The sequence below is a fragment of the Enhydrobacter sp. genome, from assembly GCA_025808875.1.
In the GTDB taxonomy this organism is placed as follows: Bacteria; Pseudomonadota; Alphaproteobacteria; order Reyranellales; family Reyranellaceae; genus Reyranella.
The window spans coordinates 354,167-368,410 of sequence record CP075528.1; the positions used below are offsets into that span (position 1 = coordinate 354,167).

Below are 14,244 nucleotides of genomic sequence, written 5' to 3' on the forward strand. Positions count from 1 at the left end.
GGGAAGCGGCACGAGTGTGCGCGCCCGGCCGAATCAAGTTCGAACGGTGATGGTGATCGTCGGAGCGGTGAAATTCACGCGGTCCATGCGCCGGAAATAGAGGCGGGGCGGCGCCCCGTCAAGTCTCACTGCCGGCGCGTTGCGGACCACTGAAAGGGGATCGCCGTGCCGTCGGGGTGATACGAACCCGTCAGTTCACGGCCCCGGTCGCGTGCCTCGAGCCTGAAGAAGCCCTTCAGGGGGAAGTCGACGTCCTGGTCCATCTGCTGGAACCGGCCGGTCCACACATCCTGATTGTAGCTCACGGCGCCCTTGAGCATCGACTGCGGACCGGGCCCCTTCCAATAGCCGATGAAGTTGTCGTCGACGTCGACATGAACGGTGAGCGTGCCGCGGCAGGGGCAGTTGAACTCCGGCGGGCCGTTCCAGGACAGGTCCCACACGCCGAGGAAGTCGTTGGCGTTGCCGCTCGGCGGACCGAGAAACTGGCCCGTCGGTCCGCCTGCGGGCGGACCCGACAACTGGCCGTGCGCCGCCGGCGGCAGGAGGGCGGCGATCGCGAGCACCAGAAGCGCCCGGCATCTTCCCTGGATGGTCATGCGATGAGTCTTCCGAAGAGTTCGAGCAGCCGACGGTTGGACTGTGCCAGACCGTAGCCGGCGCGCACATGCTCCTGCGCGGCGCGGGCAAGTTCGGCGCGCCGATCCGCGTCGAGCGACAAGGCCCGGTCGAGGGCACTCGCCATCGCCGCGCTATCGCCCTCGCCGGCGAGCCAGCCGGTGACACCGGGCCGCATGCACTCGGCGGCGCCGCCGCCCTCCTCGGCGACCACCGGCCGTCCCATGGCTTGCGCCTCGATGAGCGGGCGGCTGCCGCCGAGGCGCGATCCGCCGGGCGCGACCACGACATCCGCCAGCATGTAGGCCGCCGGCATGTCCTCGACGAACGGACCGATCTGCACGCGGCCTTGCAGCCCGGCGCGTTCTATCGTCCGCTCGATCTCGCGCTCGAAGGGCGCGGTGTCGCCGAGCGAGCCGAGCAGCAAGCAGAAGACATCGTCCCGACCGAGCCTGCCGACGGCCTCGATCAGGAGTTTCTGACCGCGATCCTCGGCGAAGGTGGTGGGGCAGAGGATGACATGCGCGCCATCGGGGATGCGAAGCTCGGCGGCCAGCCGCATCAAGCGGTCGGCGCGCACGATCGCCGGATCGAACCGATCGAGGTTGATCCCGGGCGGAATGGCCTCGACCCGATCGGCTGCGGCGGGAAGCAGGCGGCGCACCTCGCGCGCGACATGCTCGGAGACGGCGACGAGTGCGTCGGCGTGCGCCTGGCGGCGTTCGACGAACCGGGTCATGGCGCCGGCGAAGGTCAGGGGATCGTGCAGGGTGGCGATCCATTTCGCCCGTAGCCTGCGGGCGAGCGCCTGGGCGATCCAGGCGAGGCGGGGCGATCGTGCCTGGATCAGGTCGACGGGCGTTTCCCGCAGGACGTTGGCGAGCCTTGCCGTCAGTGTGAGCCGTGCCCATACGGGATTGCCGCCGTTCGGCAGCAAGAAATGTTCGGCGTGCAGGCGCAGCAGGTCGGGCAGCATCGGTCCGCCGGAAGAAACGACGATGGCGCGCCCGCCGGCCGAGACCACGGCCTGCACCGTATCGAGCACGGCGCGGGACCTTCCGCCGCGCGCGAGCGACGGGGCGAGTTGGACGAGAGTCGTCGAAGACACGTTGGCAGCTGCTTCCTCGCTGTGGCAGGTAACACGGCATGACGGACGACGGTAGGGTTTGCCGCCTCGAGCGGCCGGACGGCAACCATGTGGCATATGCCAGGAGCGAGGGCCGTACGCCGACGGTCGTGTTCCTGGGCGGCTTCAGATCCGACATGACCGGCACCAAGGCGGTGGCGCTCGAGTCGTGGGCGCGGAAGAAGGGCCACGCCTATCTGCGCTTCGACTATCTCGGCCACGGCCGATCCTCGGGCCGTTTCGAGGACGGCACGATCGGGCGCTGGCTCGACGATTCCCTGGCCGCCATCGACGCGCTCACCACGGGCAAGCTCGTGCTGGTCGGTTCCAGCATGGGCGGGTGGCTGTCGTTGCTGGTCGCGCGCCAGCGGCCCGATCGGCTGGCCGGCGTCGTGCTCATTGCCGCGGCGCCCGACTTCACCGAGCGCATGCTTCTGAAGGGATTGTCGGCGGAGGATCGCGCCGTGCTGGAGCGCGACGGTCGACTGGAGCGGCCCTCGCAATATTCGCCGGAGCCGTCGGTGTTCACCTGGAAGCTGATCGAGGAAGGCCGCAACCATCTGGTGCTTGACAGGAGGCTTGCGCTGCCGTGTCCGGTGCGGCTGCTGCACGGCCAGGACGACCCCGACGTGCCCTGGGAGTATTCGCTGCAGATCGCCCGCCACGTCGAGGCGCCGGAGGTCGTGACCACGCTCGTCAAGGGCGGCGACCATCGGCTGAGCACGCCGGCCGATATCGCCCGGCTTGTCGCCACGGTCGAGGAGCTTGTGGCCTGACATGCCGATCCGGTACGGCGTACTGGCGATGATCTGTCTGTCCGTCCCCGCGGGAGCGCAGACGCCCGACGTGTTCGGCTCGTCGCCTGATCATCTGCGCCGCTACACCGACTGCATGGCGCAGGCACGTCGCGATCCGCTGCGCGCGCTGCCGATGGCCGAGAAGTGGATGGCCGATGGCGGCGGCATGGGCGCCCGCCATTGCGTGGCGCTCGCCATGTTCGGGTCGGGGAGGCACGTCCAGGCGGCGCTGCAATTCGAGGCGATGGCTCGCGACATGGGCCAGGATCGCCCCGGCCTGCGCGCCGAGCTGTGGGCGCAGGCGGGGCAAGCCTGGATGGAGGCCGGCCAGGCGGAGAATGCAGTGGCCGCGCAAAGCCGCGCCCTGGAACTCAAGCCCGGCGATGTCGAACTCTGGGTCGACCGCGGCATCAGCCTCGCCGCCCTGCGCGCGTGGCCGAGGGCCATTTCCGACTTCGACCGCGCGCTGGCGCTCAATCCCGGCGGCGTCGAGATTCTCATCCTGCGCGCCGCGGCCTGGCGCAATGCGGGGGATCCGATCAAGGCACGGGCCGATGCCGACAGGGCGCTGGGTCTCGCCAGGGATCATTCGGAGGCATTGCTCGAGCGGGGCTTCGCGGAGCTGGCGCGCGGCGACCGGATGGCTGCGGCGAACGACTTCAACAAGGTCCTGCGTCTGGTGCCCACCGGGTCCGACGCCGCACTCCGCGCACAGGCCGGGTTGCGCGGCGAATTGCCGTCCGTGCCGGCCGATGCCAAGGGCGGCGGAAAGCGATAGAGTTCACCAACAGAAACAACGCGTCCCTCGATGTACCGCCTCCTCGCTACTCTCGTATTCGCCGTCGGCGCCCTGCCGGCCGCCGCTCAGACCCAACCCGCCTCGCCGCCTTCGAACTTCTATCCGTCGCCGCCGACCGCGCGGGCCCCGACCGTGGAGCAGGGCGTGCCGATCGGCGATCTCAAGTCGCCCCTGGCCGATGGGCAGTCCACGCCGAAGCGCACGACCGTCGATTCCGAGGCCGAGGTGCAATTGCTGGGTGGCGGTCTCAAGCTGAAGTGGGGCCGCCATGCCAAGGGTGCGAAGCCGGCCGACATCGCCTTCGTGCGGCAGGGTGGCCTGTGGACCATGACGGGCCGCATCGCTGCGGGCGACGATTGGCTGAGCATCGACGGGGTGGTCGAGCGCATCGCGGCGAAAAGCCTCCAGGTCAAGGGCGAGGTCGCCTTTCGGGTAGCCGGTGTCGAGAAGGGCAATCCGTGCAGGATCTCCGGCACGCTTCATTTCAAGCGGTCGGGCAAGTCGCAGGCGTGGCGCCTGGTCGAGGGCGACAATCCCTGCGACGGCACCCAGGAGAAGGTCGATCTCGTCCAGGCAAAGCCCGCGGAAAAGAAGCAGGCCTCCACCCAGCCGCGTCGCGGCTAGGCCCGCAGCTTCTCGATCTCGCGGCGCGCGAGCTGGTCGGCACGCTCGTTCTCGGGATGACCGGCGTGCCCGCGCACCCATATCCAATCGATGCGATGCGAGGCGCGGGCGGCATCGAGGCGCTGCCACAGTTCGACGTTCTTCACCGGCTTCCTGTCGGCGGTGCGCCAGCCGTTCTTCTTCCAGCCGTGGATCCACTTGGTGACGCCGTCCTTCACGTAGGTACTGTCGGTGAAGAGCCTCACCCGGCACGGTCGTTTCAGCGCCTCGAGCCCCGAGATGGCGCCCATCAGCTCCATGCGGTTGTTGGTCGTCGCCGGATCGCCGCCCGAGATTGCGCGCTCGCGTTCGCCGATGCGCAGGATCGCCGCCCAGCCGCCGGGACCGGGATTGCCGCTGCAGGCGCCGTCGGTGAAGATCTCGACCTCGGGATGGCCGGTCACAGCCCGTAGTCGGCCAGTGAAGCCGCCCCGCGATGGAACCGGAGCTTGACGAGGTACTCGTTGGGGTCCTTGCGCTTGACCAGGGCGTCGGCCGGTGTGTGCGTCCAGTCGTAGAGGCGTGTCAGCAGGAAGCGCAGCGCCGAGCCGCGGGCAAGCAGCGGCAGCGTGCGGCGCTCGTCGTCGTTCAGGGGCCGCACCCGGTCGTAGGCCTGCAGCAGGGCGCGGGCCTTGGTCGCGTTGAAGGAATTGTCGCTCTCGAAGCACCAGGCGTTGACGCAGATCGCCACGTCGTAGGCGAGGAAGTCGTTGCAGGCGAAGTAGAAGTCGATGATCCCCGACAGCTTGTCGTGCAGGAAGAAGACGTTGTCGTTGAAGAGATCGGCGTGGATCACGCCGGCCGGCAGGTCGGTCGGCCAGCGCTTCTCGAACAGGTCGATCTCGGCGGCGAGTTCCGCGTCCAATCCGCGGTCGATGTGGCCGCGACAGCCGTCGTAGAGCGGGCGCCAGCCCGCGACCGACAAAGCGTTGGGCCGCTTGAGAGCGAAGTCGCGGCCAGCGAGGTGAAGCGCGGCCAGCGCCTCGCCCACCTGCGCGCAATGCCGCACCGTCATGCGGCGTGGCCACATGCCCTGCAGGAACGTCGTGATGGCGGCCGGCCTGCCGGCCAGCTGGCGCAGCGCGTTGCCGTCCCGGCCGTGGATCGGCCGCGGGCAGTCGATGCCGCGTCCCGCGAGATGGTCCATCAGGCCGAGGAAGAACGGCAGGTCGCGCGGCTCGACGCGCTTCTCGTAGAGCGTGACCATGTACCGGCCCCGGCTCGTCGCCAGCACGTAGTTGGTGTTCTCCACGCCCTCGGCGATGCCCTTGAACGATTCGGCCTCGCCGATGTCGTATTCGCCGAGAAACGCCTCGAGTTCCCCGTCGCTGACCTCCGTGTAGACCGCCATCAGGCCACCAGCACGCGCGGCAGCTTGAACACCACGCTCTCCTCGGTCGTGCGGAGCTCCTCGACCGAGACGTCGTAGCGCGCGCGGCAGGCCTCTATCAGTTCGTCGACCAGCAGTTCCGGCGCCGAGGCGCCCGCAGTGACGCCGAGCCGCTGCGCGTCACCCAGCCACTGCCAGTCCATGTCGGCCGCCCGCTGCACCAGTCGCGCCCGCGGGCAGCCGTAGTTGGCGGCGACCTCGACCAGACGCATGGAGTTGGACGAATTCGGCGCGCCGATCACGACCAGCGCGTCGCATTGCCCGGCGATCGCCTTCACGGCGGCCTGGCGATTGGTCGTGGCGTAGCAGATGTCCTCCATCTTGGGGCCCTGGATCGCCGGGAAGCGGCGGCGCAGCGCCGCCACGATCTCGATCGTGTCGTCGACCGAGAGCGTGGTCTGGGTGGCGTAGGCGAGCTTCTCGGCGTCGTCGACCCGCAGCGTTTCGGCCTGCGCCACGTCCTCGACCAGCAGCACCGAGCCCTGCGGCAGCTGGCCCATCGTGCCGATCACCTCGGGATGGCCGGCATGGCCGATCAGCACGACCGTGCGACCGGCGTCGTGATGGCGCTCGGCTTCGCGATGGACCTTGGAGACCAGCGGGCAGGTCGCGTCGACATAGAGCAGCTTGCGGCGACCGGCCTCGGCCGGCACCGATTTGGGCACGCCGTGTGCGGAGAAGACCACCGGCCGGTCGTCGGGGACCTCGTCGAGCTCGTCGACGAACACCGCGCCCTTGGCCTCGAGACTCTCGACGACGAAGCGATTGTGCACGATCTCATGGCGGACATAGACCGGGCGGCCGTACCGCTCGATGGCGCGTTCGACGATCTGGATGGCACGATCGACGCCGGCGCAGAAGCCGCGCGGGCTGGCGAGCAGGATCGTGAGCTTCTTCTTCGGGTCGGTCATGAGAAAACGGCGGATCGGCCGATGGCCGCGCTTGCTTGCAGGCTCGCGGACCATTGCCTAGAGTCGCGCGACAAAGCAACGAGGAAAGCACTATGACGGGACCGGTCGTCGCCGCCAGGGCGCCCGCCAAGGTGGCGCTGGAAGCGGGCAAGGACTACTGGTGGTGCGCCTGCGGCCGGAGCGCGAACCAGCCGTTCTGCGACGGCAGCCACAAGGGCAGCGGTTTCGCGCCGATCAAGTACACGGCGCCCAAGTCGGGAGATTATTGGTTGTGTCAGTGCAAGCATTCCAGCAAGAAGCCGTTGTGCGACGGCACTCACAAATCGCTCGCATGACCCCTTCGAAGCCCGCCGGTCTCGCCGCCTGCCTCGCGATGGCCGCGGCGCTTGCCGGGTGCGGCGGCAGTTCCGAGCGCAACAGCATGGCGGCGGCCTATTGTCCGACGACGCTGACCGTGCAGGACGCGCAGCGCCTGATCCGCTTCAAGCCCGGCCCGGGCCGCGATCCGCGCGACGTGATGTTCGAGGCCCAGGTCGTCGGCGCGGGAACGAGCTGCAAGATGGCGCGCAACCGGATGGAGGTCGACGTGGCGATGCAGATCGCCGTCAACGCCGGCCCGTCGGTCGGCCAGACCGTCACGCAAGTGCCGTTCTTCGTGCGCATCCTCGACGGCCGGGGCAACGTCGTCCAGGGCCGCGACGAACTCGCCGACTACAAGCTGAGCGCGGCCAGCCCGCGCGGCGCCTCGCGCGAGCAGTTCTATGTCGAGCTGCCGTTCAGCCAGCTGAGCGACATCGGCGGTTACCGGATCGCCGTCGGGCTCAAGCCGACGCACGAGGAGCTGGAGTACAACCGGCGCTCCGCGTCCCGGCCATGACTGCCTATGCCGACCGGCTGGAGGCGCTGGCGGCCGAGGCCGCCGATCGCTGCACCGGTTGCGGCAAGTGCTTCGAGGCCTGCCCGACGGCGCGCGAGATCGGGCTCGATCCGGGCCAGGCGGCGGCGCGCGTCGGCGAGCTGGTGGCGCTGACCCGGCACGGCGGCGGCGCGGCCGACGGCCTGTCGCAATGGCTCGGTGCCTGCGACGGCAGCGCGCGCTGCACCGCCGCCTGCCCCGAGGAGATCAACGTCCGCCAATGGGTCACCATCGCCAAGTTGAAGGCGTTGAAGGCCGGCCGTCCGCGCGAGGAAGGCGCGGCCAACGCCGCCAACCGCTTCAGGCACATGGCGCAGGCGGTGCGGCTGCTGGCCAGCATGCAGCTGCCCTCGGAGACGCTGAAGCGCATCCTGCAGCCGGCCGAGCGGCGGACCGCGGACGTGCTCTTCTATACGGGCTGCAACGTGTTGCGCACGCCGCACATCGTGCTCAACGTCATGGACATCCTCGACGCGCTCGGCGTCGATTTCGACGTCGTCGGCGGCACGGCCCACTGCTGCGGCGTCTACCAGTTCCAGGAAGCCGATCTGCCGACCTACGAGCGCATGGGACATCGCACGTTCCATCGCTTCGGACAGTCGGGCGCCTCGAAAGTGCTGACCTGGTGCCCGACCTGCACCAAGAATTTCGACGAGCTGGAGGAGGCGGTCGAGCCGGGCTCGTTCGATCTCGGCCATGTCAGCGAGTTCCTCGCCGCCAACCTCGACGCCCTGAAGGCGCGATTCCGGCCCGATCAGCCGAGGCGTCGCGTCGTCATCCACGAGCATCTCGGCATCGGCGCCACCGTCGGCAGCATCCGCAACCTGCTGTCGGCGGTGCCCAACCTCGAGGTGCTCAAGCTGCCGCAGGATTCGGGTTTCTCCTATGCCTGCGGCGGCCAGGCGGCGAAGTTCAAGCAGCGCGAGCAGGCGATCCACCGGGCGCTGGCCGAGGGCGCCGTGGCGCTCGGCGCCGACACCGTCGTCACCATGTATCACTCGTGCCATCGCGCGCTGTCCGGCGCCGAGGCGGTCTATCCGCTGAAGGTGGTGAACTTCACCGACGTCGTCGCCGAGGCGCTGGGCCGCGGCGGCCATCCCGACTACTACCGGCTCTACAAGAAGGGCGGGGCGATGGACGAGGCCGTCGCGGCGGCGGCGCAGTTCCTGCAGGGCAACGGCGTGCGGCTCGACGAGAACTCGGTGAAGTCGCTCACCGCCGACATCTTCAACGAGACCGGCCTCGCCGGATCGCGCGAGGCCTTCGCCGAGGCCTTCACGGCATTGGCGCGCCAGCCGAGCTGACTCCGGCCCGATCGCACGAACGTTCAAGACGACCGGGCCTCTCCCGTCCCAACCTCGACCGATGGTCGACACCGTCGCGATCCTCTCGCTGCTCGCGGCCGCCGCCGTCGTGATGGGAAGCCCCGGTCCGTCGACGGTGAGCGCGACCGCAGTGGGTGCGACCTTCGGCTTGCGCCGTGCATTGCCCTATGTCGCGGGCCTCGTGCTCGGCACCTTCGCCGTGCTGCTGGTGGTCGAAGCCGGCATGCTCGGCCTGCTGGCGTCCGTGCCCGCCGCGGGACCGGTTCTGGCCGTCGTGTCCGCGGCCTACATCCTCTATCTCGCCGTGCGCATCGCCACCGCGCCGCCGCTGTCGCGACAGGATCGGGCGACCGCCGTTCCCGGGCTCGCGGCGGGCCTCGCGCTGGCGGTCGTCAATCCCAAGGCCTATCTCGCCATTTCCGCCGTCGTGGCGGTGGCGCCGGGTGTCGGGCCGGTGCTCAAGACCGCGTTGCTCGCGGCCATGGTCGTTCTGATCCATGCGCTTTGGCTGCTGGTCGGAACAGCGTTCGCGCGCCTGCTCTACGATCCCGTGACGTCGCGCATCGCCAACGTCGGCTTGGCGGCCGTCCTGGTCGCAAGTGCCGTCCTTGCGTTCGCCTGAAGGCCGCACGTCGCGGTTTTCCCGGCTTTCTCGGGTGGACGGCGGCGGACCGGCCACCTATGGTCGGGCCAACCCAGTCGAAACCTGTGGGAGAGTCCGCTTCGCAAGGGGCGGCGCCGAAGGAGCAACCGGCCCCGGAAACTCTCAGGCAAACGGACCGCAGGCGGATGGGTCTCTGGAAAGCGGCGCCGCCCCGTGGGGGTGCCCACCGACGAAGTAAGGCCGCATGCGGCCGAATCTTTCAGGTCTCCGGACAGAGGGGGTCGCGAACGGCGCAGTCCTTGCGTCGGCGAACGCGACTCTTACGGAGACTGTCTTGAGCGATCCAGCCGACGGCCCCCTCAAGCGCACGCCGCTCTACGAGCTTCACCGCGAACTCGGGGCGCGCATCGTGCCCTTCGCCGGCTACGAGATGCCGGTGCAGTACCCGACCGGCATCCTGGCCGAGCACGCCCACACGCGCACCGCCGCCGGCCTCTTCGACGTCTCGCACATGGGCCGCGTGCGCTTGACCGCCCGGCCGGGCCACGATGCGGCGCGGGCACTCGAGACCCTCGTGCCCGGCGACATCGCGGGCCTGCAGGCCGGCCAGCAGCGCTACACCCAGTTCACCGACGCCGAGGGCAACATCCTCGACGACCTGATGGTGACGTCGACCGGCGACCATCTGTTCGTCGTCTGCAACGCCTCGTGCAAGGACGCCGACCTCGCGCACATGCAGAAGCACCTGGGCGACGAGGTCGAGGTCGAAGCGAACTTCGCCCGCGGCCTGCTCGCGCTGCAGGGGCCGAAAGCGGTCGATGCCCTGGCGCGCCTGGCGCCCGCCGCCGCCGGACTCGTCTTCATGACCGGCACCTTCGTCACCATCGACGGCGCGCAATGCTACGTCACGCGCTCGGGCTACACCGGCGGCGACGGCTTCGAGATCTCGACGCCGGGCGATCGGACCGACGCCATCGCGCGCAAGCTGCTCGCCCAGCCGGAGGTCAAGCCGATCGGCCTCGGCGCGCGCGATTCGCTGCGCCTCGAGGCCGGCCTCTGCCTCTACGGCCATGACATCGACACGACGACGACGCCGGTCGAGGCGGGGCTGCTGTGGAGCATCGGCAAGGACCGCCGCGCCGGCGGTGCGCGGGCCGGCGGCTTTCCCGGCGCCGCCATCGTCCTGAAGCAGATCGCCGACGGTCCGCCGCGCAAGCGGGTCGGCCTGCTGCCCGAGGGCAAGGCCATCGCGCGCGAGGGCGCCGAGATCGCCATCGACGGCAAGGTCGTCGGCAAGGTGACCTCGGGCGGCTTCTCGCCGACCCTCGGCCGCGCCGTCGCCATGGGCTATGTCGCGCGCGCCCATGCGGTCAACGGCACCAAGGTCGGGCTGCTGGTGCGCGGCAAGCCGGTGCCGGCCGAGATCGTGCCGATGCCTTTCGTCAAACACGCCTACTACCGCGGATAGGAGTCTTCGATGGCCGACGTCAGATACACCAATGAACACGAATGGATCCGGGTCGAAGGCGACGTCGGCACCGTGGGCATCAGCGACTATGCGCAGGAGCAGCTGGGCGACGTGGTGTTCGTCGACGTGCCGCAGGCCGGCCGCAAGGTCGCCAAGGGCGAATCGGTGGCGGTGGTCGAATCTGTCAAGGCGGCATCCGACATCTACGCGCCGGTGTCGGGCGAGGTAACGGAATCGAACGCCGCGCTCGCCGATTCGCCGGGCGACGTCAACGCCGAGCCGATGGGCAAGGGCTGGTTCTTCAAGCTCAGGCTGTCCGACAAGTCCGAGCTCGACGGCCTGATGGACGACAAGGCCTACGCCGCATTCGTGAAGGGCCTTTCCTGATGCGCTATCTCCCCCTCACGGATTCCGACCGCCGCGAGATGCTCCAGGCGATCGGCGCCAGGTCGGTCGACGAGTTGTTCAGGGACGTGCCGGCCTCGGCCCGCCTCGGCGCCAAGGTCGGTGGCCTGCCCGACCACCAGGGCGAGCTCGAGGTCGAGCGCGCCTTCCAGGCCTATGCCGCGAAGAACGTGTCGCCGGCCGCCGCGCCGTTCTTCATCGGCGCCGGCGCCTATCGCCATCATGTGCCGTCGACCGTCGACTACATGATTCAGCGCGGCGAATTCCTCACCTCCTACACGCCCTACCAGCCCGAGATCACGCAGGGCACTCTGCAGTATCTCTTCGAGTTCCAGACGCAGGTGACCTTGCTCACCGGCATGGATGTGGCGAACGCCTCGATGTACGACGGCTCGACCGGCACGACCGAGGCCGTGCTGATGGCCAACCGGGTCACCCGGCGCCACAAGGCGCTGATCTCTGGCGGGTTGCATCCGCAGTACCGCAGCATCATCGAGACCACCGGCAAGTGGGAGGGCTTCGAATCGGTGGTCGGCAAGCCCGACGCCGAGGGGCTTGAGGATCTGATCGCCCGGGTCGACAAGGAGACCTCCTGCGTCGTCGTGCAGAATCCGAGCTTCTTCGGCCATGTGCGCGACTTCTCCCGGCTTGCCGAGGCCTGCCATGCCGCTGGCGCGCTCCTGATCGTGGTCGTCACGGAAGTCGTCTCTCTCGGCCTGCTCAAGCCGCCGGGCGAGATGGGCGCCGACATCGTGGTCTGCGAGGGCCAGTCGATCGGCAACGGTCTCGGCTTCGGCGGCCCCTATGTCGGCCTGTTCGCCACGCGCGACAAGTACGTGCGCCAGATGCCCGGACGCCTCGTCGGCGAGACCGTCGACGCCGATGGCCGGCGCGGTTTCGTGCTGACGCTCTCGACGCGCGAGCAGCACATCCGCCGTGAGAAGGCGACGTCGAACATCTGCACCAACGCCGGCCTGTGCGCGCTCGCCTTCACCGTGCATCTCACGCTGCTCGGCGAGGCGGGTTTCCGGCGCCTTGCCGAGCTCAACCATGCCAAGGCCAGCGAGCTCGCCGACCGCATTGGCGCGTTGCCCGGCGTGAAGGTGCTGAACGACAGCTTCTTCAACGAATTCACCGTCGCCCTGCCGAAACCCGCGGCCCCGGTGGTCGAGGCGTTGGCGGCGAAGCGCATCCTCGGCGGCCTGCCGGTCTCGCGGCTGCTGCCCGGCGACAAATCGGTCGAGAACCTGCTGCTGGTCGCCGTCACCGAGACGGCGACGGAGGCGGGCATGGCGCCGCTCCTCGCCGGCCTGAAGGAGGTGCTGTGATGTCGGCGTCCCAGGATCGCTCCCAGGGCCGCGCCGGCGGCATCGTATCGGGTGGCGCCGCGGCGCCCGCCACCTTCACCGGCAATCGCGGTCTGCAGATCGAGGAGCCGTTGATCTTCGAGATGGGTCAGCCCGGCCGTTGCGGCGTCGACCTGCCGGAACCGCCCAAGGTGAAGGATCGCCTGAACGGCCTGCGCCGCACCGGCGAGATCGGCCTGCCGGGCCTCAGCGAGCCGCAGGTCGTGCAGCACTACACGCGGCTCAGCCAGAAGAACTACGCCATCGACATGGGCGTCTATCCGCTGGGCTCGTGCACCATGAAGCACAATCCCCGGATCAACGAGAAGGTGGCCCGCCTGCCCGGCATCGGCGACTTGCACCCCCTGCAGCCGGTGTCGACGGTGCAGGGTGCGCTCGAGCTGATCGACGCGCTGGCGCATTGGCTGAAGACGCTGACCGGCATGCCGGCCGTGGCCATGTCGCCCGCCGCCGGCGCGCATGGCGAGATGTGCGGCATGATGGCAATCGCCGCCGCGCTCGACGCCAAGGGCGAGCGCGGCAAGCGGCGTGTCGTGCTGGCGCCCGAATCGGCGCACGGCACCAACCCGGCGACGGCGGCGGCGCTCGGCTTCACCGTCAAGCCGATCCCTGCGAACGAGCGCGGCCGCGTCGATCTGGCGGCGCTCAAGGCGGCACTCGGGCCCGATGTGGCGGCGATCATGCTGACCAATCCCAACACCTGCGGTCTGTTCGAGAGCGAGATCGTCGACATCGCCAAGGCGGTGCATGACGCCGGCGCCTACTTCTACTGCGACGGCGCCAACTTCAACGCCATCGTCGGCCGCGTGCGCCCGGGCGATCTCGGCATCGACTGCATGCACATCAACCTGCACAAGACCTTCTCGACGCCGCACGGCGGCGGCGGCCCGGGGGCGGGGCCGGTGGTGCTGTCGGCGGCTCTCGCGCCCTACGCGCCCTATCCCTGGATCGTGAAGCAGGGCGACAAATGGACCATCGCCGAGGACGGTGCGGCGGTCGGCGGCAGGCCGCTCGGACGGCTGAAGGCCTTCCACGGCCAGATGGGCATGTTCACCCGTGCGCTCGCCTACATCCTGAGCCACGGCGCCGACGGGCTGAAGCAGGCGGCCGAGGACGCGGTCCTCTCCGCCAACTATGTGATGGCCTCGCTCAAGGACATCATGACGCCCGCCTTCGAGGGACCGTGCATGCACGAGTGCCTGTTCGACGACGGCTTCCTCAAGGACACCGGCGTGAGCACGCTCGACTTCGCCAAGGCGATGATCGACGAGGGCTACCATCCGATGACGATGTACTTCCCGCTGGTGGTGCATGGCGCGATGCTGATCGAGCCGACCGAAAGCCAGGCCAAGGAAGACGTCGACCAGTTCATCGGCGCCCTGCGCTCGCTCGCCGAGCGTGCGCGGAGCGGCACGGCGGCCGACGACTTCAAGGCGGCGCCGCGCTTTTCGCCCCGGCGGCGACTCGACGAGACCCTGGCGGCGCGCAAGCCCGTGCTGCGTTGGCGGCCTGGCAGCAATTTCAAGCAGGCGGCGGAATAGGGAATGGGGGACCCGTGAGGGTCCCCCATGTCTGCTCGAGCGGGCGCTACGACTGCTTGCACGACGACGCGGGCAGGCCGCGTTCCGTCGCCGCCTTCACGCATTCCTCCATGCTCGTGAATGCGTTGGCCTGCGCGGGCGCCGACTGCACGGTCTGCGCCGCGTGGTTGCCCTTGTCCTCGGACAGGACGTCCACGGTCGTGGCGCCGAGAGTGAACGCACCAGCGCCGATGGCGATCAAAAAGAAGAGCGGCATGGCAAACTCCTTCGTTGCTTGACCTGCGCCGTGAGGCGCCGTCGACGAGAACGCGGGC

The 14,244-nt window shown here is 69.2% G+C and carries 17 protein-coding genes and 2 riboswitches; of the genes, 11 read left to right on the forward strand and 6 right to left on the reverse strand.

Annotation, left to right across the window (positions count from 1 at the left end):
• Positions 1-125: 125 nt before the first annotated feature.
• Together KIT25_01660 and KIT25_01665 are read right to left on the reverse strand one after the other, a co-directional pair.
• Positions 126-599 (reverse strand): hypothetical protein, encoded by a 474-nt coding sequence (locus KIT25_01660; protein UYN95681.1) that lies wholly within the window; start codon positions 597-599, stop codon positions 126-128.
• On the reverse strand, positions 596-1,726 hold the full coding sequence (locus KIT25_01665) for a glycosyltransferase (GenBank protein ID UYN95682.1): 1,131 nt from the start codon (positions 1,724-1,726) through the stop codon (positions 596-598). Before KIT25_01665 ends, KIT25_01660 begins: the two co-directional genes overlap by 4 nt.
• 38 nt (positions 1,727-1,764) lie before the next feature.
• Here KIT25_01665 and KIT25_01670 point away from each other — a divergent pair, with 38 nt between their 5' ends.
• Genes KIT25_01670 through KIT25_01680 form a run of 3 tightly spaced genes read left to right on the forward strand, consistent with a single transcriptional unit; the run spans position 1,765 to position 3,964 of the window.
• Positions 1,765-2,520: an alpha/beta hydrolase gene (locus KIT25_01670; GenBank protein UYN95683.1), complete on the forward strand. Its 756-nt coding sequence runs from the start codon at positions 1,765-1,767 to the stop codon at positions 2,518-2,520.
• A 1-nt stretch (position 2,521) separates the two neighbouring features.
• Complete coding sequence (locus KIT25_01675) at positions 2,522-3,319, forward strand: tetratricopeptide repeat protein (GenBank protein ID UYN95684.1); 798 nt, start codon at positions 2,522-2,524, stop codon at positions 3,317-3,319.
• Between the two features lie 30 nt (positions 3,320-3,349).
• The gene (locus KIT25_01680) at positions 3,350-3,964 is read left to right on the forward strand and encodes a hypothetical protein (protein ID UYN95685.1); all 615 of its coding nucleotides are present in this window, start codon (positions 3,350-3,352) and stop codon (positions 3,962-3,964) included.
• Here the strand turns inward: KIT25_01680 and rnhA are convergent.
• From rnhA to ispH, 3 genes are read right to left on the reverse strand one after another with little or no spacing between them, the layout of a single operon-like run.
• Positions 3,961-4,407 (reverse strand): ribonuclease HI, encoded by a 447-nt coding sequence (rnhA, locus tag KIT25_01685; GenBank protein UYN95686.1) that lies wholly within the window; start codon positions 4,405-4,407, stop codon positions 3,961-3,963. The two genes, KIT25_01680 and rnhA, sit on opposite strands and share 4 nt — an antisense overlap.
• Positions 4,404-5,354, reverse strand: a complete 951-nt coding sequence (locus KIT25_01690) for a homoserine kinase (protein UYN95687.1) — start codon at positions 5,352-5,354, stop codon at positions 4,404-4,406. The genes rnhA and KIT25_01690 overlap by 4 nt, the downstream gene beginning before the upstream one ends.
• Entirely contained in the window at positions 5,354-6,304 is a 951-nt protein-coding gene (gene ispH / locus KIT25_01695; GenBank protein ID UYN95688.1) for a 4-hydroxy-3-methylbut-2-enyl diphosphate reductase, read from the reverse strand. The genes KIT25_01690 and ispH overlap by 1 nt, the downstream gene beginning before the upstream one ends.
• A gap of 92 nt (positions 6,305-6,396) precedes the next feature.
• On the opposite strand from ispH, the gene KIT25_01700 reads away from it, so the two are divergent.
• From KIT25_01700 to gcvPB, 8 genes are all read left to right on the forward strand, one after another.
• The gene (locus tag KIT25_01700) at positions 6,397-6,639 is read left to right on the forward strand and encodes a CDGSH iron-sulfur domain-containing protein (GenBank protein UYN95689.1); all 243 of its coding nucleotides are present in this window, start codon (positions 6,397-6,399) and stop codon (positions 6,637-6,639) included.
• Positions 6,636-7,181, forward strand: coding sequence for a hypothetical protein (locus tag KIT25_01705; protein ID UYN95690.1), 546 nt, complete (start codon positions 6,636-6,638; stop codon positions 7,179-7,181). The genes KIT25_01700 and KIT25_01705 overlap by 4 nt, the downstream gene beginning before the upstream one ends.
• Positions 7,178-8,524, forward strand: coding sequence for a (Fe-S)-binding protein (locus KIT25_01710; protein UYN95691.1), 1,347 nt, complete (start codon positions 7,178-7,180; stop codon positions 8,522-8,524). Before KIT25_01705 ends, KIT25_01710 begins: the two co-directional genes overlap by 4 nt.
• Before the next feature lie 61 nt (positions 8,525-8,585).
• Complete coding sequence (locus KIT25_01715) at positions 8,586-9,167, forward strand: LysE family transporter (GenBank protein ID UYN95692.1); 582 nt, start codon at positions 8,586-8,588, stop codon at positions 9,165-9,167.
• A 77-nt stretch (positions 9,168-9,244) separates the two neighbouring features.
• A riboswitch (glycine riboswitch) is annotated at positions 9,245-9,337 on the forward strand.
• Between the two features lie 3 nt (positions 9,338-9,340).
• Positions 9,341-9,426, forward strand: a riboswitch (glycine riboswitch).
• Positions 9,394-10,617, forward strand: a complete 1,224-nt coding sequence (gene gcvT, locus KIT25_01720; protein ID UYN95693.1) for a glycine cleavage system aminomethyltransferase GcvT — start codon at positions 9,394-9,396, stop codon at positions 10,615-10,617. Its footprint overlaps the riboswitch before it by 33 nt.
• Before the next feature lie 9 nt (positions 10,618-10,626).
• Positions 10,627-11,004, forward strand: a complete 378-nt coding sequence (gene gcvH / locus KIT25_01725; GenBank protein ID UYN95694.1) for a glycine cleavage system protein GcvH — start codon at positions 10,627-10,629, stop codon at positions 11,002-11,004.
• Positions 11,004-12,350, forward strand: coding sequence for an aminomethyl-transferring glycine dehydrogenase subunit GcvPA (gcvPA, locus tag KIT25_01730; protein UYN95695.1), 1,347 nt, complete (start codon positions 11,004-11,006; stop codon positions 12,348-12,350). The genes gcvH and gcvPA overlap by 1 nt, the downstream gene beginning before the upstream one ends.
• Positions 12,350-13,930, forward strand: coding sequence for an aminomethyl-transferring glycine dehydrogenase subunit GcvPB (gene gcvPB / locus KIT25_01735; protein UYN95696.1), 1,581 nt, complete (start codon positions 12,350-12,352; stop codon positions 13,928-13,930). Before gcvPA ends, gcvPB begins: the two co-directional genes overlap by 1 nt.
• A gap of 46 nt (positions 13,931-13,976) precedes the next feature.
• Here gcvPB and KIT25_01740 read toward each other — a convergent pair whose 3' ends face one another.
• Positions 13,977-14,186, reverse strand: a complete 210-nt coding sequence (locus KIT25_01740) for a hypothetical protein (protein UYN95697.1) — start codon at positions 14,184-14,186, stop codon at positions 13,977-13,979.
• Between the last annotated feature and the right edge of the window lie 58 nt (positions 14,187-14,244).

What these genes read in the sequence shown, in the direction of transcription:
- KIT25_01660 (UYN95681.1), bottom strand. Translation starts at nt 599, where the DNA reads ATGACCATCCAGGGAAGATGCCGGGCGCTTCTGGTGCTCGCGATCGCC.
- KIT25_01670 (UYN95683.1), top strand. Translation starts at nt 1,765, where the DNA reads ATGACGGACGACGGTAGGGTTTGCCGCCTCGAGCGGCCGGACGGCAAC.
- KIT25_01675 (UYN95684.1), top strand. Translation starts at nt 2,522, where the DNA reads ATGCCGATCCGGTACGGCGTACTGGCGATGATCTGTCTGTCCGTCCCC.
- KIT25_01680 (UYN95685.1), top strand. Translation starts at nt 3,350, where the DNA reads ATGTACCGCCTCCTCGCTACTCTCGTATTCGCCGTCGGCGCCCTGCCG.
- KIT25_01690 (UYN95687.1), bottom strand. Translation starts at nt 5,354, where the DNA reads ATGGCGGTCTACACGGAGGTCAGCGACGGGGAACTCGAGGCGTTTCTC.
- ispH (UYN95688.1), bottom strand. Translation starts at nt 6,304, where the DNA reads ATGACCGACCCGAAGAAGAAGCTCACGATCCTGCTCGCCAGCCCGCGC.
- KIT25_01700 (UYN95689.1), top strand. Translation starts at nt 6,397, where the DNA reads ATGACGGGACCGGTCGTCGCCGCCAGGGCGCCCGCCAAGGTGGCGCTG.
- KIT25_01705 (UYN95690.1), top strand. Translation starts at nt 6,636, where the DNA reads ATGACCCCTTCGAAGCCCGCCGGTCTCGCCGCCTGCCTCGCGATGGCC.
- KIT25_01710 (UYN95691.1), top strand. Translation starts at nt 7,178, where the DNA reads ATGACTGCCTATGCCGACCGGCTGGAGGCGCTGGCGGCCGAGGCCGCC.
- KIT25_01715 (UYN95692.1), top strand. Translation starts at nt 8,586, where the DNA reads ATGGTCGACACCGTCGCGATCCTCTCGCTGCTCGCGGCCGCCGCCGTC.
- gcvT (UYN95693.1), top strand. Translation starts at nt 9,394, where the DNA reads ATGCGGCCGAATCTTTCAGGTCTCCGGACAGAGGGGGTCGCGAACGGC.
- gcvH (UYN95694.1), top strand. Translation starts at nt 10,627, where the DNA reads ATGGCCGACGTCAGATACACCAATGAACACGAATGGATCCGGGTCGAA.
- gcvPA (UYN95695.1), top strand. Translation starts at nt 11,004, where the DNA reads ATGCGCTATCTCCCCCTCACGGATTCCGACCGCCGCGAGATGCTCCAG.
- gcvPB (UYN95696.1), top strand. Translation starts at nt 12,350, where the DNA reads ATGTCGGCGTCCCAGGATCGCTCCCAGGGCCGCGCCGGCGGCATCGTA.
- KIT25_01740 (UYN95697.1), bottom strand. Translation starts at nt 14,186, where the DNA reads ATGCCGCTCTTCTTTTTGATCGCCATCGGCGCTGGTGCGTTCACTCTC.